General features: G+C 60.2%; 14 protein-coding genes and 1 pseudogene. 4 read left to right on the forward strand and 11 right to left on the reverse strand.

Annotated elements, in window-relative coordinates:
* Together VEB01_RS00030 and VEB01_RS00035 are read left to right on the forward strand one after the other, a co-directional pair.
* Window positions 1–208: pseudogene (locus VEB01_RS00030) on the forward strand (IS701 family transposase); the annotation flags it as partial.
* A 525-nt stretch (window positions 209–733) separates the two neighbouring features.
* A complete protein-coding gene (locus VEB01_RS00035; protein ID WP_324872053.1) occupies window positions 734–1,897 on the forward strand; it encodes an N-acetylmuramoyl-L-alanine amidase in 1,164 nt (387 codons plus the stop codon).
* Between the two features lie 123 nt (window positions 1,898–2,020).
* Here VEB01_RS00035 and VEB01_RS00040 read toward each other — a convergent pair whose 3' ends face one another.
* From VEB01_RS00040 to VEB01_RS00050, 3 genes are read right to left on the reverse strand one after another with little or no spacing between them, the layout of a single operon-like run.
* Complete coding sequence (locus VEB01_RS00040; protein ID WP_324872080.1) at window positions 2,021–3,268, reverse strand: glycosyltransferase; 1,248 nt, start codon at window positions 3,266–3,268, stop codon at window positions 2,021–2,023.
* A 5-nt stretch (window positions 3,269–3,273) separates the two neighbouring features.
* Window positions 3,274–4,086, reverse strand: coding sequence for an HAD-IIB family hydrolase (locus VEB01_RS00045; protein ID WP_324872054.1), 813 nt, complete (start codon window positions 4,084–4,086; stop codon window positions 3,274–3,276).
* Window positions 4,083–6,545 (reverse strand): sugar phosphate nucleotidyltransferase, encoded by a 2,463-nt coding sequence (locus VEB01_RS00050; RefSeq protein WP_324872055.1) that lies wholly within the window; start codon window positions 6,543–6,545, stop codon window positions 4,083–4,085. Before VEB01_RS00050 ends, VEB01_RS00045 begins: the two co-directional genes overlap by 4 nt.
* Window positions 6,546–6,765: 220 nt before the next feature.
* Between VEB01_RS00050 and VEB01_RS00055 the strand changes: the two genes are divergently transcribed.
* Together VEB01_RS00055 and VEB01_RS00060 are read left to right on the forward strand one after the other, a co-directional pair.
* Window positions 6,766–9,183: a sucrose synthase gene (locus VEB01_RS00055; protein ID WP_324872056.1), complete on the forward strand. Its 2,418-nt coding sequence runs from the start codon at window positions 6,766–6,768 to the stop codon at window positions 9,181–9,183.
* A 147-nt stretch (window positions 9,184–9,330) separates the two neighbouring features.
* On the forward strand, window positions 9,331–11,802 hold the full coding sequence (locus tag VEB01_RS00060) for a mechanosensitive ion channel domain-containing protein (RefSeq protein ID WP_324872057.1): 2,472 nt from the start codon (window positions 9,331–9,333) through the stop codon (window positions 11,800–11,802).
* A gap of 247 nt (window positions 11,803–12,049) precedes the next feature.
* Here the strand turns inward: VEB01_RS00060 and VEB01_RS00065 are convergent, their stop codons facing one another.
* From VEB01_RS00065 to VEB01_RS00100, 8 genes are all read right to left on the reverse strand, one after another.
* On the reverse strand, window positions 12,050–13,246 hold the full coding sequence (locus VEB01_RS00065; protein ID WP_324872058.1) for a patatin-like phospholipase family protein: 1,197 nt from the start codon (window positions 13,244–13,246) through the stop codon (window positions 12,050–12,052).
* A 13-nt stretch (window positions 13,247–13,259) separates the two neighbouring features.
* On the reverse strand, window positions 13,260–13,397 hold the full coding sequence (locus tag VEB01_RS00070; RefSeq protein ID WP_324872059.1) for a hypothetical protein: 138 nt from the start codon (window positions 13,395–13,397) through the stop codon (window positions 13,260–13,262).
* Window positions 13,394–13,567 (reverse strand): YqaE/Pmp3 family membrane protein, encoded by a 174-nt coding sequence (locus VEB01_RS00075; protein ID WP_324872060.1) that lies wholly within the window; start codon window positions 13,565–13,567, stop codon window positions 13,394–13,396. Before VEB01_RS00075 ends, VEB01_RS00070 begins: the two co-directional genes overlap by 4 nt.
* A gap of 160 nt (window positions 13,568–13,727) precedes the next feature.
* Window positions 13,728–14,081, reverse strand: a complete 354-nt coding sequence (locus VEB01_RS00080; RefSeq protein WP_324872061.1) for a BON domain-containing protein — start codon at window positions 14,079–14,081, stop codon at window positions 13,728–13,730.
* Between the two features lie 434 nt (window positions 14,082–14,515).
* Window positions 14,516–15,217, reverse strand: coding sequence for a L,D-transpeptidase (locus VEB01_RS00085; protein WP_324872062.1), 702 nt, complete (start codon window positions 15,215–15,217; stop codon window positions 14,516–14,518).
* Between the two features lie 129 nt (window positions 15,218–15,346).
* Entirely contained in the window at window positions 15,347–16,093 is a 747-nt protein-coding gene (locus VEB01_RS00090; protein ID WP_324872063.1) for a hypothetical protein, read from the reverse strand.
* A gap of 138 nt (window positions 16,094–16,231) precedes the next feature.
* Window positions 16,232–17,059, reverse strand: coding sequence for a substrate-binding domain-containing protein (locus tag VEB01_RS00095; protein ID WP_324872064.1), 828 nt, complete (start codon window positions 17,057–17,059; stop codon window positions 16,232–16,234).
* Window positions 17,056–18,846 (reverse strand): methanol/ethanol family PQQ-dependent dehydrogenase, encoded by a 1,791-nt coding sequence (locus VEB01_RS00100; protein ID WP_324872065.1) that lies wholly within the window; start codon window positions 18,844–18,846, stop codon window positions 17,056–17,058. The genes VEB01_RS00095 and VEB01_RS00100 overlap by 4 nt, the downstream gene beginning before the upstream one ends.
* Between the last annotated feature and the right edge of the window lie 200 nt (window positions 18,847–19,046).

The raw sequence follows: 19,046 nt of genomic DNA on the forward strand, positions 1-19,046 counted from the left end.
CAAGCAAGTGACCGGGCTGGAACGCTGCCAGTGCCGCAAGGCTCGAATTCAACGCAATCACATCGGTTGTGCTTTCCTGGTCTGGGTCCGGCTCAAGTCCTTGGCGGCTCAAACCGGTCGAACGGTCTATCAACTCAAGCACGGCTTACTGGATGACTACCTTATTCGACAACTTAAAAATCCTTCGCTAGAAATGCGTCTTGCGTAAGTCCTGATAAAACTAAGCGTCTTGTTTTCGTTGCGTCGGTTTCGTGCCGATGCGCTTTAGTCGGCAATTTCAAGTCGTAAGATTACGATAAATCGGGTTGACAAGTTCGTGCAAACATTTTGAAATCAAAAAATAGGGGTGGAGTGTCGTTGTGCGTGCTGTTTCCGCGGTGCGTACAGCACAAGCCTGCCGCTACATCAAATTGTGAAAGGTGCATGATGGATGATGTCTTGTGGGGGCAGGCACCGCGTTAGCGCGATTTTCATCACGGTATAGCGGCGTGGATTGGGACGTCGCTCGTACACCCAAATGTAGGCCGGAATAAGCCCTTCGACTTCGCTCAGGACAGGCTCCGCGTTTCCGGCAACCTCCTGCCGATTGGATGGATAAACGTCCTGTTATCCCCCCGCACTCGCGCGAAGAAGAAGATTGTCGAAACTGCCGATGTCATGATCGCTTTGAGCCGTTGCCAAAAAGAAACTCTGCTGCTCGTCGAGGCAGTGGAGAAAATCTATTCCCGGAGCCATGCCGCGATTTGCGGGTAAGGCGGGCCGCATCCTGTTACTGACCGCCCTTGCCGTGCCGGTATCGGCCGAACCGATCCGGCTTATGGCGTTGCGGGCGGCGGATAGGATGGATCGGGCGCGGCTGGTTTTTGAATTCACCGGCACACCCGAGTACCGCGTTGTCCGCTGGGCCGAACCGAAGCGCTTGCTGGTGGATATTGCCGATGCGGAACTTGGGGTCGGCGTGAAGCAGCCGCCGCCGTCGCATCCCTTTTTAGGAAAGATCCGCACATCGCCCGGCAAGAAACGGGAGCTCCGGCTCTCGGTCGATCTGAAGCGCGCCGTTGCGCATAGGGCGTTCATCAGCCCCGCCGGCAACGGAGTCCGGCTGATCGTCGAACTGATCGATGCCGAGGCCCAAAAGACGGCCGCTCGACCCAAAACCGCAAAGGCAGTCAAAACTCCGGTCCGTCGAAATCTCAAGAGGCGCAAAATCCGCGTGGTCGCTATCGATGCGGGGCACGGCGGGAAGGATACCGGCGCGATCGGTCCGGGCGGCCATCTGGAAAAGGACGTGGTGCTGTCCATGGCCCGCAAGCTGAAAGATATGATCCACGCCGAGCCCGGCATGAAGGCGGTGATGATCCGGACGGGCGACCGGTTTCTCAGTCTGCGGGAACGTCTGGCGATAGCCCGCAAGACGCAGGCCGATCTGTTCGTCTCGTTGCACGCCGATGCTTATGTGCATGGCCTTGCGCGAGGCATGTCGGTCTTCACCCTATCCAAGCGCGGGGCCAGTAGCGAGGCCGCGCGCTGGCTGGCACGCAGGGAAAACGCGGCGGACCTGGTCGGCGGTGTCAGCTTGCGGGACAAGGACGGCACCCTGGCGAAAGTGCTGATCGACCTGTCCCAGGCCGCGACCTCCGAGGCGAGTGCGCGGGTCGCGTCCGCCGTGTTGCGAGAGCTGAAGAAAAGCTTTCCCATGCACCACCCCGAAGTTCAGAAGGCGGGATTCGCCGTGCTGAAATCGCCCGATATCCCGTCCATCCTGGTGGAGACCGGATTCATCACCAATCCGGAGGGCGAGAGCAGGCTCGCGGACCCGGTTCACCAGACAAAGATATCCCGCGCGATTTTCTACGGAATCCGCCGGTTCCTCTCGGCCAAGACGAAGCCGAACTGATGGGGGCGCAAAGGATCGCCCGCGGGGCGAGACCCGCCGCCAATGGCCGGCTTTCTTACTTAGACCGTACATCAGCGCTGAAAACGCTCTATCCGAAGCCACGGACCTTCGATCAAGGAGCCGTTACGGTTGAACCGCCCGATAAGCGTCCGCTATGGCCGCTGCCACCGACGGCCAGGCGTAACGGCTTCGAGCCTTCTCGGCCGCGGCCGCTCGCATGCGGCGGCGTTGAGTTTCGGGCGCCAGCAGGGCATCGAGAATTCGCGCGGCAAACGCGGCCGGGTCCCTGGGATCGGCCAGATAGCCGTCCACGCCGGGTTCGACGATGTCGGCGGGCCCGCCATGCGGCGTGGCGACCACCGGGGTGCCGGACGCGAAAGCCTCGACCAGCACCAGGCCGAAAGGCTCGTAGGGGGAGGGGCATAGGAACAGGTCGGCGGCCTCATAGTACTGAAACAGCTCCTCGTCGCTCAGACGATGAAACCAGCGGATGTCTTCGGTGATGCGAAGTTCGTCCGCCCGCCTGAGCAAGGCGTGCCGGTAGGCCAATTCGTCGGGCGACGGCTGCTCCGGGCCGATCGGGATCAGAAATGTCACGGTCTTGCCGGCCGAACGCAAGGTTTCGACCACGATCGGAACGGCCTCGATCAGTTCGAGAAAGCCTTTGCGGGGATCGAGCCGGCCCACCGTAAACAGCAGGTGGTCGGTCGTGAAGCCGAGCTCACGTTGAAGCTCCGTCTTGTCCAGGCGAAGATGGAATGCCCCCGTGTCCACGCCCCCGGGCACGATCCGGATCTTCCCTGCGTTTGCGCCGTAGCGCTCGGTCAACGCCTCCCGCTCGGTTCGGCTGAGCGCGATGACGGCGTCGGCTGCATTCAGGATCTTCTTTTCCGCGCGGATGCGAAGGTCGTAGCGGAATCTGGAGCCGTCAGGCGTGGGATCGGTTATCCGGTCGCGCTTCAAGATGCCTAACGAGTGACTGGTAAACAGCAGGGGCTTGCCGAGAGCGAGGCTCGCCATGAGCGCGGTTGCGCCGCCGTCCCAATAGTGTCCGTGGATGGCGCTGGCATGCCTCAGCCAAGTGGCCTGCCGGATCAGGGTGCGCTCGACGAACTCCGCAAGATGGGGTCCCATATCTTCTTTTCGGAGAAAGCCTTCCGGCCCCATCGGATAGCGGAATACCGTGGCTCCGTCGCAAATGTCCTGGCGCACGGCTTTTCCGCCCCAACGCCGGGTGAAGACCCGGACCTCGTGTCCGAGGCGGGCGAGTTGTTCCGCGACGCGAGCCTCGTAAATGCATTGCCCGCCCGCATCCGGTTCGCCGGTTGCGGCCAAGGGATCGCTATGAGGGCAGAAGAAGGCGATTCGCATTCCCGTCACGGCTTAGCTCTCCCGAACGGCCAAAGTTCATAGTGGCAAAGGCCCTCGATGATGCCGTCGCCGTAGAACGCGTCGGCGGTGAACAATCGGGCGTCCTTTTTACCCTCTTGCCGCTGCGCGGCCTGGGTCCGGACATTCTCCGGGGTATTGCCGACCAGAACGCCGCACACACCGGAGAGCAGGGCGTCGAGATCGTTTCCCGAGTCCCCGGCGAAAAAGACCCGGTCGCTGGCCAACCCATAGCGCTCGGCGACATACCACAAGGCGTGAGACTTCCCGGCGTTGGCGGGGATGATATCGAGCAGCGCGCGTCCCGAGGATTCCTCGATGCTGGAAATCATCTGCAAATCGCTTCTCACGCCCCAGACTCGATACATGATCTCCGTCTGCAGCTCTCGGCTGACGGGCTCCGGATAATAGAAGCTGAACTTGTGCGGTCCTTGTTTTTGCGGTTCCTGGGGCGCTAAGCGCGGGATCTTGTATAGCGACCGGCGCAGGGCCTCGCGATCGAGCGGCGGGCCGAGCCGGCGTTGCCAATCGCGATCCAAGGTCCCGGCCTGATCGTAGACTTCGGTGCCGACGTTGCAGATCCACCAGGTCGGGTGAGGCAGCCGGAATACGCTTTGCCCCTGTCTGGCCAGAGTCAGATATCGTCCGCTGACAACGCAGACCGGGCAGCGGGCATCGAGCAGAGCCTGTAGGAGCGCCCGGGTCCGCTCTAAGCAACCGGAGCTCGGAAGCTTGCCCGTATTCGGCAAAAGCGTGCCGTCCAGGTCGGATGCGAACAAGAACGGGACGCCGGCGCTCATGGAATCAGGCTCCGCACGCGGTGGCTGACTTCTTGTTCCAGTTGCGCCAGTTGGGCGGTGCTGGCCGCCTCCATGCTGATCTCCAGCTGCGGGACATCCGCGCTCGGCAAAACATAAATCCAGTCGCCGTCCAGATCGAGACGCACGCCTTCCGGGGCGGCGTTCGGCCGTGCTTCCGGACGTTGACTCAGCTCGCGCATCACCCGTCCGATGTGATCCCAGGGGCAATGAAGAATCAGGCGCCGGCAATGGCTGATCGGGATCTGGCGCTCGAAGTCGTGTAGCGTCAAGTGCTCCTTGCCCAGGAATTCGAGTAGCCGCAGTGCCGCCGAAACCGCGCCGTAGCCGAGATAAAAGTGGACGAGATGTAGCCAAACGCCGTCGGATTGCGTGGCTTTTTTGACCGCGTTTAGTTGAGCGGCAGGCTCTTTGTGCGTGATGATCAGGCGGCGTACTCTGGCGTCCGCCAGCTCGGCCAGGAATTTGGGATGATCGGGCGGTAGGAATACCGGCTCCTCGGGCGGGGCGCCGATGATAAAGGCTGCGGTGAGCAGCTCCTGCGTCCGTTGCGCCCGGTGTATCGTTCCCAGTTCGTCGACCAAGGTCAGGTGCTCGCCGCTACGCTCGATGATCATAGCGATTTTTCGGTTGAGCCTGGCGATTTCCGCGATCCGTTCGTAAGGCGCAACGGGGACGTCGGAATTTTCTCTGCAGTCGCTCTCGAGATGATGCAAGCCATTGCTGCCGAGCAGATCGGTGAGTATCCGCGCCAGATTGCTTTCCCGGCAGTAATGGAGCACGCAGTCAACCCAGGGTTGAGTCGCGGTTCGGCTCAGATGCTGTTGAAGGTGCTCCGCATACCGATCGTCGACGCGGCCGGGATAGGTCAAATTGCCGACGCTCTCGACGGATACCTTGGGAAACTCGGCCCGGTAGAACACCGCCTCGATCTTCCGGCGCGCACTGCGCAGCAAAGGCAGTCCGTCGGCATCGAAAAGCTCGATGACCGCCACGCTGGAGTGCTCGTCCGAAATGCGGATATGGACGCCGCCGCTCAAATGGCGGCCGAAGCAGGTGATGAAGCGGGTTTCCGGCAGGCTGGCCTCTTCCAGGTCGTCGACATTGACGCCCACCGCCAAAAGCCCGGAGATAAACGCCCGCTTGATCAATCGGGAGAACGGATGCGCGTCGCGGGCGACCGCGACTCGAGTGCCGCGCCGGGTCCAAGTGCCGAAAGCCTTGCCCAACGCCGCCGCATATTCCGGGGTGATATGGAGATTGGCGAGGCCGCTCACGCCGCGTGACCCGAACAGCGACGGGCGTAGCAGCGACTCCCAGATCAGGTTTTCGCGTATCGTCGTATTGCTGTTGACTTCCTTGTCGGGCCAGATCGAGACGCCGGGCATGACCACGACCTGACGTCCGAGATGGCAGCGGGAGCCGATGATGGCGTCGTCGCCGATTTCGCAACGGGCCTCGATGACGGTGCTGCCTCCGATGATGCAGTTGCGCAGATCGCTCGACTCGCCGACAAACGCGTTTTTCATGACGATACTGCGGTTTACGGTGGCCCTCGCGTCGATCTCCACGTCCGGCGAGATGACGGAATACGAGCCGATCTTGACGCCGGACCTGATGCGCACGTTGTCGCCGATCCAGCAGGGCGAGCCGAGCTCGGCATCCTTGGCGATGCGCGCGCCGTCGCCGAGCCATATCTGCTCTCCGACGAGACTTCCGCCGAGCGGCAAGCGGACCTTTCCGTCGAGAAGATCCCAGTGCGATTGCTTGAGCTGATCCAAAGTGCCGATATCGCTCCAGTAGCCTTCCGCGACATGGGCGTACAACGGAATGTCGTGTCCCAAAAGGCTTGGAAAAAGGTCGCCGGCGAAGTCGTACGGAATATTTTCCGGGATCGCCTCCAAAATCTCCGGCTCGATGAGATAGATGCCCGTGTTGACGGTGTCGCTGCACAGTTCGCTAAGGCCGGGTTTTTCCAGGAAACGAACCACGCGATCTTCCTCGTCGGCCACGACGACTCCGAATTCGCCGGGGTCCGACACCCGTTTGAGGCACAGGCTGACTTTGGCGCCCTTGGCCTTGTGAAACGCCCAAAAGGCCCCGAGATCGAAATCCGTCAGCGCGTCGCCGGCGATGACGAGAAACGTCTCATCGAGAAAATCCGCGCCGAGCTTGACCGAACCGGCCGTCCCCAGCGGTTTATGCTCCAAGGTGTAGCGTAGATTCACCCCGAAGTCGCCGCCGTCGCCGAAATGGTCGCGAATCGCGCGGGGCCGGTAATGCAGCGTTGCAAGCAGGTCGGCGAACCCATGCGAGCAGAGGTGCCGGACGATATGCTCCATGATGGGCTTACCCAGCACGGTTGCCATCGGTTTCGGTATGTTTTCGGTAATAGGTCTTAGCCGTACGCCCTGACCCCCCGCAAGAATGACTGCTTTCATGAATGATCTCCCGCACCGAGTTGGATGGAGTGCTTCTTCTGGCACATAATTTGATTTCAAAATGTTTCTTGAAATTTGTCAACTTCGTTGGGCAGCGGTGAAGATATAACCATATGTTAATGATCGGTAGCGGCGAGTGGTCCTCTGGAATTGACAGGACTGATTAGCTGAATAATCATTTGACGTCAAAATAAAAGAGGCGGTATCAATGGAGGCTCTTATGGGCGAAAAGAGGCGGGGCGACGATTTGATCGAGCAATTACGCGGTTTTCTGGAAGCTTGTCCCACCGTGAGCCACCGGGTGCTCCACCAAATCCGGAAGTCGGAGCGCAGTTTTCTGCAGCGTTCCGATCTTTGCGACGCTTTCGCCGTCGTTTGCACCGCGGAGAACGCACCGGACGGCCTCAAGCAGTCGCCCCTAGGCAAGGCCATACGCTTTTCTCAGGAGGCCGCCCTCGATGAGGCCTGGATCTATCTTGCGATCCGGCTCCGCATCGCCTCCTGGCGCTATGTGCGTATCGCTCTGGACGGGCTGGCCGTCGAGGAGGTCACGGTGCGGGATTTCCTGCGTTTCAAGGAAGTCTTGGCGACCGGCCAGCACGGCATAGACGAATGGCTCTTGGAGATCGATCTCGGTCCTTTCTCGCGGGAATTTCCCAAGCTGCGGGAAGCACGATCCATAGGCCGCGGCGTGGAATTTCTGAACAAGCATTTGTCGCGGCAACTGTTCGACGAATTGGGCGAGGGCGGCGAGCGCATCTTGAACTTTCTGAGCATCCACTCCTTCCGCGGCCAGACTTTGATGCTCAACGAGCAGATCAAGAGCGTCCGGGATTTGCGCCGGGCCTTGCGCCAAGCCGACGACGCGCTCGCCGGCCACGATCCTTCGGCGACCTGGCAAGAGGTGGCGGCAGCGTTGCGCGCCCTGGGGTTCGAGGCGGGCTGGGGGCGCGAGGTTTCCCGTATCCGGGACACCATGAGTCTGCTTCAGGATCTTCTGGAAGCGCCCGATCCGCGAGGACTGGAGACTTTTCTCGCACGTTTGCCCATGGTGTTTTCACTCGCCATCATTTCGCCGCACGGCTATTTCGGCCAGGCCAATGTGCTCGGCCGGCCCGACACCGGCGGGCAGGTGGTCTATATCCTCGATCAAGCGCGCGCGCTAGAGACCGAAATGCGGTCCCGTTTGTTCGAGCAAGGTCTCGATATCGAACCGCAAATCGTGGTGCTGACCCGATTGATACCGCAGGCGGAAGGAACAAGCTGCGACCAGCCGCTCGAACCCATTTCCGGGACGCGCAACGCCCGGATTCTACGGGTGCCGTTCCGCAACGCGTCCGGCGAGATCGTTACGCATTGGATCTCCCGGTTCGAGGTATGGCCCTATCTGGAGCGCTATACCCTGGACGCAGAGCGGGAACTGCTCGCCGAATTGGGCGGGCGTCCCGACTTGATCGTCGGCAATTACTCGGACGGCAATCTGGTGGCGACCCTCCTGTCCCAGCGCCTCGGCGTAACCCAGTGCAACATCGCCCACGCCCTGGAGAAGACCAAATATCTCCATTCCGATCTGTTGTGGCAGGATAACGAGGCCCAATACCATTTTTCCTGCCAATTCACCGCCGATCTGATCGCGATGAACGCCGCCGATTTCATCATCGCCAGCAGCTACCAGGAGATAGCGGGTACGCGCGACAGCGTGGGACAGTATGAGAGTCACGCAGCGTTTACCATGCCCAACCTGTTCCGGGTCGTGAACGGGATCGACGTCTACGACCCGAAGTTCAACATCGTTTCGCCGGGTGCCGATGCGGCGGCGTATTTCCCCTACACCGCGGAAGATCGCCGCCTGCCTCATCTGCACGCTGAAATCGAGCAGTTGATCTACGGCGAAGACGATAAGGAGGATGCGCGCGGGGTCCTGCGGGAGCGGGACAAGCCGCTGTTGTTCACCATGGCGCGGCTGGATCGCATCAAGAACATTGCCGGGCTGGTGGAATGGTTCGGCGCTTCCGAGAAGCTGCGCGAGGAGGCCAACCTCCTGGTCATTTCCGGTCATGTTGATGCGGAACGCTCCTCCGATACCGAGGAAATCGAACAAATCCGGCGCATGCACGACTTGTTCGATCGGTACGGACTGGAAGGGCAGGTGCGCTGGCTGGGATTGCGGCTGCCCAAGAATCTGTCGGGCGAGCTTTACCGGTACGTGGCCGACAGCCGCGGGGCCTTCGTCCAGCCGGCCTTGTTCGAGGCGTTCGGACTCACGGTGATCGAGGCGATGGCTTCGGGGCTCCCCTGTTTCGCCACTTGTTTCGGCGGACCGTCGGAGATCATCGAGGACGGCGTATCGGGCTTTCACATCGATCCGAATCACGGCGATGCCGCGGCGGAACGCATCGCGCGTTTTTTTGCCAGAGCGCGCGATGAGCCGGAATACTGGGTGCGCATCTCGGAGGGAGCCCTCAAGCGGGTCGCCGAGCGGTATACCTGGCAGCACTATGCCGAGCGGATGATGACCTTATCGCGAGTCTACGGATTCTGGCGGCACGTGACCGATCTGGAGCGCCGGGAGACCCAGCGCTATCTTCAGACCCTGTACAGTCTGCAATTTCGCCGTCTGGCCCAGGCCATGGCCTGATTGGATTCCGAACGCTTTTTCGGCATCCGGAAGTTCGCGAACAGGGTTTGGTCGAGTCGCGGCGAACTATAAATCGCTCTAACAGGGGGTTCAATGGGTCTTTCAAAAAGATCCCTACGTCAATCTGTAATCCAATTGTCTTTGGGGATGCTTGTTTTCTGGCTGGTTCAATCGGCCTTGGCTCAGGAGGCAACTCAGCGGACACCGGGCAAGGTCGAGGCGGCGAAGCCGGCGCTTTCGGCGGAAGAGGCCTTGAAGCAGCGCATGGATCGCATCAAGGCCGGTCAACAAGAAGTATCCGCCGCCATCGAGTCGGTCGAAAAAGCCTTGGGTGCGGGAGCCGAACCGTCCGGTTCGGACAAGGCGGCTGCCCTGAACAAGCAGTTGGAGACACTGAAGCAGCTCGATTCCGTCTTCGAGCGGCAGCTCGAGGCGCTGCAGGAGGCCGATACGTTGAGCGTCGAGGAGCGGAAATACCGGGAAGCCGCGGAAACCCTGGAGACGAGCGATGATCCGGTCCCGGTAAGCGAACTGGATACGGCATCGGCCGAGCTGAGCGCGCAGACGACGCGCTTGTCCGCGCTGACGGCGATAGTCGATCAGACGCGTTCGCTGGTCGACCAGGCGCGGGCGGATCTGGCCGGGAAACAAAAGGAACTGAGCGCTTACGAGGGCGAGAAGGAAGGTTCACACAGCGTGGAGCCCGATTCCGCACGCCTGCAATTGGCCCGGTGGGAGCTCAAGCAGGCCGAGGAGATGCTGCGGCTTCGTGAATTGGAGCTGGAAAGGGAGAAACGAAAGCTTGCCGCCGCCGAATCGTCCGCGAACCTGCTCGAACGGCGGCTGAGCTTGTCGAGCGGCCGCGTGCAGTTTGAAGAAGCGGAGTTCTTGGACCGGCTGCAGCAAATCGAGAAAGAGGAACTCGAGCTAGAGCGCGAATTGAGAAAAACGGATGCTCAGCAGATCGCCAACGAAAGTCGGCTGCACGATGCGAGGCAGCGCATGGCGAGCGCGCCTACGGATAAGCTCGGGGATCTGTCGGAAGAGGTCGAAGCGCGGCGGCTGGCCAAGGAAGCGCTGGACGCGAAGATTGCCGGCTTAACGCGGAGAGGCGAGTTGCTGACGGCGCGGAAAACGGCTTGGCAGCGGCGCTACGCCATCATCAACGGGATCGGCAAACCGGGGGAGTGGGTGAAATGGAAGGAGGAGGCGACCGACGCCTTGACCGCGCTCGAACAGGATGAACGCTCCCTGAATCTTTTGCTCCAGGACTGGAAGAGCCAGGCGATCTCGATCGAGAACAAAATTTCCAATTCCGAGCGCGACGCCGGAAATTCGGCGCGCTGGCTCGATCAGCAGCGCCAATCGGTGCAATCGCTGGTCGATCACCTGCGGGAGCGGGACGCTTATCTCGAAAAGACCCGCCGCCTGCTTCAAAAAGTCGTCGAATCGGTCAACGACCGCACGGAGCACCGGAGTTGGCGCGAGCTGGCGGAGCTCGTCCTGGATACGGAATTGAACGGCAACCGGGTGCGCGACTGGGTATTGGCCATCATATCGGTGTCCGGGCTCTTCAGCCTGTTGATCTTCGTCCGGAATTTTCTCATCACCGCCTTGCAGCGCTACCTCGAGCGCCAGCGCAACGTCTTGGTCGGGGAGTTCTTTGCCGGCGTCAGGCGAACCCGCACCTTCTTTTTGCTCATGATTTCGGTGTTCGCATCGGCGCTGCTGCTGCACTTGGATCCGACGCTCAGCAGCATCGTCCGCAGGCTGACCGTCGTGGCGCTGATCTTCCAGGTTTCCACCTGGGTGAGCTATTTTCTGAGAGTCTGGGTCTTCGACTATTTGGGCCGAAAAACGAAGCGCGACGAAACCAGCCTGGGAGCGCTGTCGATTTTCAATTCGCTGAGCCAACTGGCGGTTTGGTCGCTGGCGCTACTCCTCACCCTCCAGAACTTCGGCATCGATATCACGGCGCTGGCGGCGGGTCTCGGAATCGGCGGTGTCGCGGTCGCACTGGCGCTGCAACGGATACTCGGGGATCTTTTGTCCTCGCTGTCCATCGCTTTCGACAAACCCTTCGTAGCGGGCGATTTCATCATTTTCGACCAACTCATGGGCACGGTGGAGCATATCGGGATCAAAACCACCCGCATCCGCAGTCTCGACGGCGAGCAGATCATCTGCGCGAATAGCGATCTTCTGAATACCCGAATCCGTAACTTCAAACGCATGAAGGAGCGGCGCGCGGCGTTTCAAATCGGGCTGGTCTATCACACCCCGTACGAAAAACTGGTCAAGGTTCCGGGGCTCTTGCGAAGTGCCGTCGAAAACCAGGCCAACGTGCGTTTCGACCGTGCCCACTTCAAAGCCTATGGCGATTTCTCCCTGTTGTTCGAAGTCGTTTACTACGTTCTGAGCGCCGACTACAACGATTACATGAATGTGCAGGAGGCGATCAATCTGACGATCTTCGAGTGCTTTCAAAACGAAGGTCTTCAGTTCGCATTACCCACCCGATCCTTGTACGTGCAAGCCTTGTCCCAAATCGGCGAAGCACCGCTGTCGGCTCTCAAGTCCGGCGAAGGCAAAGCGCCTGCGCATCTGCGCGCCGGTTAATGGCCGGGTGATTCGGCGCGTGACGATTATCCGATCACCCAGGCGCTGCCTGCCCAGCCGTACTCGACTCCAAAGCCGCCGGATCGCTGCCCGAAAGCGGAGGTGCCCGTTTTCCGCTGCTACGAAATCTTCAAGCTTTGGCGGGATTTGCCTACATGCCTTAAATGCCTTAGGTAGATAGCTCTTCGGAACTCTGACGGCACGATCCCTATTCCGTCGCCGCTTCCAAGCGCTCCGCCTTTTTCGCTCAGGGCGGCTCGGTGCGCCAACTCGAAGGATCCGCACCCATGCGTTCCCCGATGTCTGCCAGGGCGTTCATCGTTTCCTTGACGAACACGCCCGGTTTCGGCGGCGTCCAATCGGCGGGGACCGAGATGACCCGGATCTCGAACTCGGTGCCTCTTTTCAGCTTCGAAATCTCGGCCAGTGCATAAAGATGGCGGATCGCGTTGACGGTCGACGATTGACTTGCCAGATTGGTGCTGCGGCGCATGATGGCGGCCCAGGTCGGCCGGGTGATTTGCGGCAGAAAACGGAACTGGTTGTTGAAGATGACCCAGTAACGCAACTTGGGGATCGGCAGGTCCGGGTAAGTCCTTTTCCAGACCACCGGAAAGCTGTCTTCCTCACGCGTTCTTGCGCCGTACAAGATATTTCCGGTCACGCCTCCATCGACATACAGCCGTCCGTCGATCTCGCGCGGCGGGAAGACACCGGGAATCGCGGCCGAAGCGAGGAGGATACGGTGCACCCGATCCACATCGCCGGTCCGGAGAGCGCTTTTCGCTTGCTTGACCACGTCCCAGGCGTGCATCTCCCCATCATCGAGGTTGGTGGTGTTGACCAGCAGCATACGGTGGCGCTCGCCTTCCCGGACGATGCGGTTCAGAAAGCCTGTATCGATCGCTTCGGTTATATCCTTCTCCAGTCCCGGAATACGGGTGAACGATGCGTAGCGCGGGAGGAAGAACAGAATTCCTCGAAGTTTCATGATATCCGGACGCGGTTCGCGGTACATCTTCAGCACCTGGTCGATGGTCCGGTCGGTTCCGAGGAAAGCGAACGGCGCAATCAAAGCGCCGGTGCTGACGCCGGTCACGACATCGAATTCGGGTCGTGCCATGGGTCCCTTCGGTACGCGTCCCCAGCCCTTGAGAAAGCCCGCGCCGAACGCTCCCCAGTCGCCGCCGCCGGAGATCACAAGAGCATCGATTACCGGCGGTTCGGACCTGAGACCCAGGACATAATCGTCGTACTCCTGCTTGGCCCGCGTGACGAGCCGCGGCATGAAGCGTTTGATTTCCGCGTTGGTCAGACGGTCGCTGGCCGCTCGATCAACCATCAGTTCCTGCTGTGAGGGCGACGGACGCAAGACGGGGCCGCAGCCCGAAACCAGGATTGCCAGAACGAACAGCAGGCACTTGAAAAGGCTTCGGACATTCATGATTGCGAGTACGTCATACCGCGATGACCCCAAGGGCGAACAACGTCCTTATCGCGAGCACGATGCCGCCGACGATCAGCCGGAGTCGTCCCGCCAAGGCCGGAGTTTCTTTTTGGCGGGTGATTCGCTGGTTGGCGGCCGTTCCCGTCAACGGGTGAGAATGATGTAAAGGGCGTGAATGATGCCCGGGATAAATCCCAGCATCGTCAGCAGAATGTTCAGCCAAAAAGCACCTGTAAGGCCGACTTCCATGAAGACGCCCAGCGGCGGGAGAAAAATGGCGAACAGAACTTTGAAAACATCCGTGAAGGTAACCGTCATGATAAAAACCTCGCGTCAAGGTTAACCGGATAGCTATTCGGGACAGCTTGGATTCCGGAGTAAAGACGGTGGCCAGCGTATGGGACATAGGCCGGCGGATTGAAATCCTCAAAAACATCGCTCGTACCAGGAGCACAATCGAGCCGCGGCATGGACGGGCTCACTCGCTACTCGGGGCTTCCTTCACCCGGATGTCGTTTTTTACTTCCAGGACGCCCTCGATGCTCTGGGCAAGCGTGGCGGCACGTTCCTTTTCCGCCTCCGTGTTGGCCAAGCCGCTGAGGTATACGATGCCTCGAATGGTGTCGACATGGATCTCGAGTACGCCGACGACGGGGTCTCGCAGGTAAGCCGCCTTGATCTTGGTGGTAATGACGGTGTCGTCGATGGCCGTGCCGGTACTGGCCAAGAGGAGGCGCGCGGATGGGCTGGCAACGGCAATGTTCCAGACCCCGTGGATCAGAACCGCGGCGATGACGATCAGAAACTTAAAGGATTGGATGGATTGAATCATTGCGCCCTCCTTGGCGGGTTGTAAATCCGGATTTTCTACAACCGGCATCGATGCATCCCCCCGGCGAATCAAAACAATGCGGGCCGCAAAACTACCACCCGCTGTTCACCCGGATACATTCCTGATATCGGTTTTGACTGAAGAGGGGACGGAAAGATCGCAAAGCGATTGCTTTTTCAGCGCTTTCTTTGAGTCTCCGAACGTGAGGCGATAAGCGGATCACGCCGGGCTTCGGCGTTTAGAGAGGTTCCAGAGATGATGTATGGGCAGTACCGCGTCCACGTTAAAGGGGTGCCTACCTCCGTGGGAGCGGGCTTTAGCCCGCGACTGGAGGCCACCCAAGATCGCGGGCTAAAGCCCGCTCCCACCAGAAATCATCCATTAAGTTGTAGTAAGGTGCGCACAGCGCACCCTACATCTAAATCGAAAACGCTCTAATGAAAGATGTGAATTTCCGTGTTGGAACGGTGCCGTTTCACTAAACGAAAGATCGTCGGCATCTTTCGGCGATCGACGCGCACGCAGCCGTAGGATCGCTTTTTGCCCAGATGTTCCATGGCCGCGTCCGCAGCGTCGTGCATGAAGATGCCATTCACGATTTGGATGACATGGGTCAAGTAGACCGGGCGATTCATTAATCTGGAAGCGAAATGCGATTGACGACGTACCGCCATTTCGAGCGGGGAGTAGGTGCCGTCCGGAGTTCTCGTGGCTTTGCCCGGCCGCCCGGTCGATACGAGGACGGATTCGAGTCCTTGGACCATCTCGCCATCGACCTGAACCGATAATCGCTGATCGGCCTGATTGATCTTGATGATCACCAGCGCCCTCGATTTGACCGCCTGCTTCGGTACGTGGCCATTGCTCGGGGTGCTCAGACCGAATTCCGGCGGGGTATCGACGATGAGCGGTTCATACTGTTTCTGGCCAAGAATCGATGCCGTTTCGCTGTCCGCTTCCAGGAATTCGTCATCGGTGATCCGATACGGCATCGGCTGATCGGGCGGATTCCCAACGTAATGATCCTTTAAAGCGTTTCGAGCTTGGGACGTTATGGCCGTAGTCTTGGGGTAAAAAAGCAATGCCACCATGCACGATGCGATGAATTTGACAGCGGCGGATCTGGCCTTGTCCATGGCGGGTTTTCGATATCGTCGATTTATGATGTCTTTGACATCATAAATCGTCCCGTTATCTATCGATTTCCGAATGAACGGACGGGCAAATTGGGTTTCGATGGATTTTTGGGGCGAACGGCGACGGACTTATCGAGCCCGAACCGGAACGCGAGCCTGGCCGAATGGTCGATCGGTCCGGGCGTCGATCAGATCGAGCGTGAGCGTACCGGCGGGCAGGGGCTCGAATTTTTGAAAATACAGCCAACCGGCCACCCAGCCTCCGGGATTCAACACCCCCTCCGGCAAGGCCCGCCGAATCATCTCGAGGTTGGGCAGGTCGAACCCGCGCCAGTAACTCGCGAGGCGCTCGTTGTAGGTTTGATCGTAAGGAAAGGAACCTTCATGAACCGGGACCGTGGGATAGACCGGTTTGAGGAAGGGCGCCACACGGAAATCCCGAAAGTCGAATAGAGGATCATTGATCGGCGGATAGGCCGCGATCGTCAGCATCGGCAGCACGCCGGGAACCACCGGCCCGCTATCCTTCTCCTCGACGGGGAATACCGGCAAGGCGGAGAACTGTTTCCCGCCGGGCGTAAGCACCTTAAAGTCGCTGTAGCGAATCAGCAGCGGACTTTCGCTGCGATTTTCGATTTTCAAGTGCACGGGCGTGGTCGTGAATTCGATGGTTTCGCTCTCCGGCCATGATTCCGGCCGGGCGACGATCCGGACGGGGCTCATGTCGGAGGCGGCCTCTTTCTCTACAGGGCTTAGCTGCACAGATTCCGGAGCGGGTCTTACGCCCGCCGAATCGCGACAAGACATCAGCGGGACCGAGATCATGAACAAAACTATCGCGGTGGCGAGCACCGGATAACGGTTCGGCAGTTCCATGTCCAAGACCTCTTTATTTTTAGGGGCTTACATCAATTGGTCTCGATCTTGGCCGGAAAGTTCGGGCAGCGGACGGCTGATGAAAGTCCGTCCTATAGCAGCGATCAGCGAACTGATTACGGTTTTGACGTCTCCAGCTTATTGACCATAGGCCACGGCGGTATCGACGAGCGGCACCCCGTATTCCTCGAGCAAACCGGCGACTTCGTTGCGCTTCCGCACGAGCACTTTATCCAACGCGGCTTGCAACGGCTCGTTACCTTTCCGGACGCCTATCGCTATGGAGAATTCGAACGGCTGCGCCCGAGCCTCGCGGGGCGTCGGGAGCGGCACGACGACCAGCTCGACCGGCTGACGTTTGGCGAAGTACCCCGCGAGCGGCCCCCAGGCAATGGCCACGTCGACTTCGCGTCGGGCGACCGCTTCGATCAGCCGCGCCGGCGGGTTCGACTCTCGATAGTCGCCGTAAAGGCTATAGCCGACCACGTTCCGGACGATTCCGCGCCGGGCCAACGCTTCGGCCGGCGGCGGATTGCTGTAGTCGTCCCCGATGAAGTGCAGGCCGATCCTGAGTGTCCGAAGTTGCGGATCGTCCAGTGAGCGTGGCGCGTAGCCCGCGTTCTCGCGGTAGACCAGGGCGTAGCTGGAACGGTAATACGGCTGGGTCGTCAGGGCCATCTCGAACCCGCTCGGCACGCCCATGACCAGGTCGCAGCGCCCCGCGTTCAGCGTGTTCCGAAAGAAGCCGCGGCGTTGCGCCCACCAGGTGTACTCCAGCTTGCGGCCGAGTTCGCGGGCAACGATCTCGGCCAATCGATTCTCGAAACCTTCGCCGCGCTCGTTGGAGAAGGGCAGGTTGTTGGGATCGGCGCAAACCCGTAGGGTTTTTGCCCCTTCAGCGGCATGGGCGTTCACCGCAACGCTCAGCGACAGGCACAGCGCAACCCTTCGCCACAGACCGCTCATGATTGCTCGTCCGGCAGGGCAAAGACATACAAGGTTCCGCCTTCGCCCGTGACTTTGGGCAAATCCTGCATCGCCCCGACGAAACCCAGGGCGCCGTAGGGAACCTTGGGGTCCAGTTGTCCGGCTACCACGGCGCCGGACCAGCCGCCGACCCCGGCCAGCACCGCCACATATTGTTTGCCGTCGGGTCCCCGATAGGTGATGGGCTGGCCGATCACGCCGGAGCCGGTCCGAAACTTCCACAGTTCTTTGCCGGTCTTGGCGTCGACCGCCTTGAACCAGCGGTCCATGGTCCCGTAAAACGCGATGTCGCCCGCCGTGACTAGGGCACCGCTCCAGGCCGGAAACGGCTCCTTGATGGCCCACACCTTCTTGTTCTGTACCGGATCCCAGGCGGTAAAAAAGCCGCGGTTGCCGCCCGGTCCCGCTTTCATCGCAACTTCGGCGCCCACATAGGGCGTTCCCGCGATATAGCCCACTTCAACGGTTTTCATGTCGAAACAGAGATTGTTGTGGGGCACGTAGAGAAAGCCCGTCCTCGGCGAATAAGCCATAGGCTGCCAGTCCTTGCCGCCCGGCGGCGCCGGGCAGATGTCGTTCACGAACTTGCCGACTTGCGGACCCTTTTCCAGGGCCAGTTCGGGCTGGCCGGTCTTCAGGTCGACGCGCTTGACCGTATTGGTATAGGTGAACGGCTCGGCGGAAATGATTTCTCCGCTCAGACGGTCCATCACATACATATAGCCGTTGCGATCGGGGTGCACGAACACCTTGCGGTCTTGGCCGTCGACGTTCAGGTCGAGCAGCACGTTCTCGTTGGTGCCGTCGTAGTCGTAGAGATCATGCGGGTTCCACTGGTAGGCCCATTTCGCCATGCCGGTGTCGGGATCGCGCGCGAATACCGAGGAGGTCCATTTGTTGTCTCCGGGGCGCTGCACCGCATTCCAGGGGCCGGCATTGGCCGTGCCGTAATAGATCAGATCGGCTGCGGGATCATAGGAAATCCAGCCCCAGACCGTTCCCCCACCGATTTGCCACGCCGTCTCGGACGGCCAGGTGGTCGCGCCCAGGTTTTCGCCTTTCACATAAGGGGGCTTGAAATCCGGGCCGATCAGCACATCCTTGTCCGGCCCTGTGCTAAAGGCGCGCCATAGAATCTTGCCGGTCCGGGTATCGAGTGCGGTAATCCAGCCGCGCACACCCATTTCGCCGCCGCTGTTGCCGACCAGCACCTTGTTCTTCACCACCACCGGGGCCATGGTCATGGTCTCGCCCTTGGTGATCTCACCCAGCTTGGTTTTCCACGCCTCTTTGCCGGTCGCCGCATCGACGGCCACGGTATGGTTATCCAGCGTGTTAAAGAAGATTTTCCCCTCGGCATAGGCAGCCCCGCGGTTGACCACGTCGCAGCAGGCCACCCCCTGCGCGGCGCGGCTGGGTTTTGGCTGGTAGGACCACTTGATCGCGCCCGCTTGTTTCAGATCCAGGGCGTACAAGATGTTTGGCCAGGGCGTGACGATGTACATCGTATCCTTGATGACCAGCGGCGCCGCTTCATGGCCGTTGAGCACGCCGGTCGAAAAGGTCCAGGCGACCTGTAGCCGCTTGACGTTCCCGGCGTTGATCTGGTCCAGGCCGCTGAAGCGGGTATTGGCGTAATTCTTGGCGGCCATCACCCATTGGGCATCGTCCTGAGCGAGGCGGACGACCTCGTCCGAAGCCCGGACATTCGCCAGCCATCCCCAACAGGCGACGGAGATCAGCAAACGCAACATCGATCGGCTCATCCGGCATCTCCTTCAAGTCCGTGTGTTGGTGCGTCCGGCACCTGCTTGCCCCGTGCTGCTGCCGGCGATGACGGGGCGGAACAGCCTAGGTAGGCCGGGATAAGGCGGCAGCCGTTCCCGGCATTCGTGCGCCGTTTGCCGGGAACGCAAAGCCTGTCCTGAGCGAAGCCGAAGGGCTATCCCGGCCTACATCTGCGCGT

The organism is Methylocaldum sp. (assembly GCF_035627495.1).
In the GTDB taxonomy this organism is placed as follows: Bacteria; Pseudomonadota; Gammaproteobacteria; order Methylococcales; family Methylococcaceae; genus Methylocaldum.

What these genes read in the sequence shown, in the direction of transcription:
- VEB01_RS00035 (WP_324872053.1), top strand. Translation starts at nt 734, where the DNA reads ATGCCGCGATTTGCGGGTAAGGCGGGCCGCATCCTGTTACTGACCGCC.
- VEB01_RS00040 (WP_324872080.1), bottom strand. Translation starts at nt 3,268, where the DNA reads ATGCGAATCGCCTTCTTCTGCCCTCATAGCGATCCCTTGGCCGCAACC.
- VEB01_RS00045 (WP_324872054.1), bottom strand. Translation starts at nt 4,086, where the DNA reads ATGAGCGCCGGCGTCCCGTTCTTGTTCGCATCCGACCTGGACGGCACG.
- VEB01_RS00050 (WP_324872055.1), bottom strand. Translation starts at nt 6,545, where the DNA reads ATGAAAGCAGTCATTCTTGCGGGGGGTCAGGGCGTACGGCTAAGACCT.
- VEB01_RS00055 (WP_324872056.1), top strand. Translation starts at nt 6,766, where the DNA reads ATGGGCGAAAAGAGGCGGGGCGACGATTTGATCGAGCAATTACGCGGT.
- VEB01_RS00060 (WP_324872057.1), top strand. Translation starts at nt 9,331, where the DNA reads ATGCTTGTTTTCTGGCTGGTTCAATCGGCCTTGGCTCAGGAGGCAACT.
- VEB01_RS00065 (WP_324872058.1), bottom strand. Translation starts at nt 13,246, where the DNA reads ATGAATGTCCGAAGCCTTTTCAAGTGCCTGCTGTTCGTTCTGGCAATC.
- VEB01_RS00075 (WP_324872060.1), bottom strand. Translation starts at nt 13,567, where the DNA reads ATGACGGTTACCTTCACGGATGTTTTCAAAGTTCTGTTCGCCATTTTT.
- VEB01_RS00080 (WP_324872061.1), bottom strand. Translation starts at nt 14,081, where the DNA reads ATGATTCAATCCATCCAATCCTTTAAGTTTCTGATCGTCATCGCCGCG.
- VEB01_RS00085 (WP_324872062.1), bottom strand. Translation starts at nt 15,217, where the DNA reads ATGGACAAGGCCAGATCCGCCGCTGTCAAATTCATCGCATCGTGCATG.
- VEB01_RS00090 (WP_324872063.1), bottom strand. Translation starts at nt 16,093, where the DNA reads ATGGAACTGCCGAACCGTTATCCGGTGCTCGCCACCGCGATAGTTTTG.
- VEB01_RS00095 (WP_324872064.1), bottom strand. Translation starts at nt 17,059, where the DNA reads ATGAGCGGTCTGTGGCGAAGGGTTGCGCTGTGCCTGTCGCTGAGCGTT.
- VEB01_RS00100 (WP_324872065.1), bottom strand. Translation starts at nt 18,846, where the DNA reads ATGAGCCGATCGATGTTGCGTTTGCTGATCTCCGTCGCCTGTTGGGGA.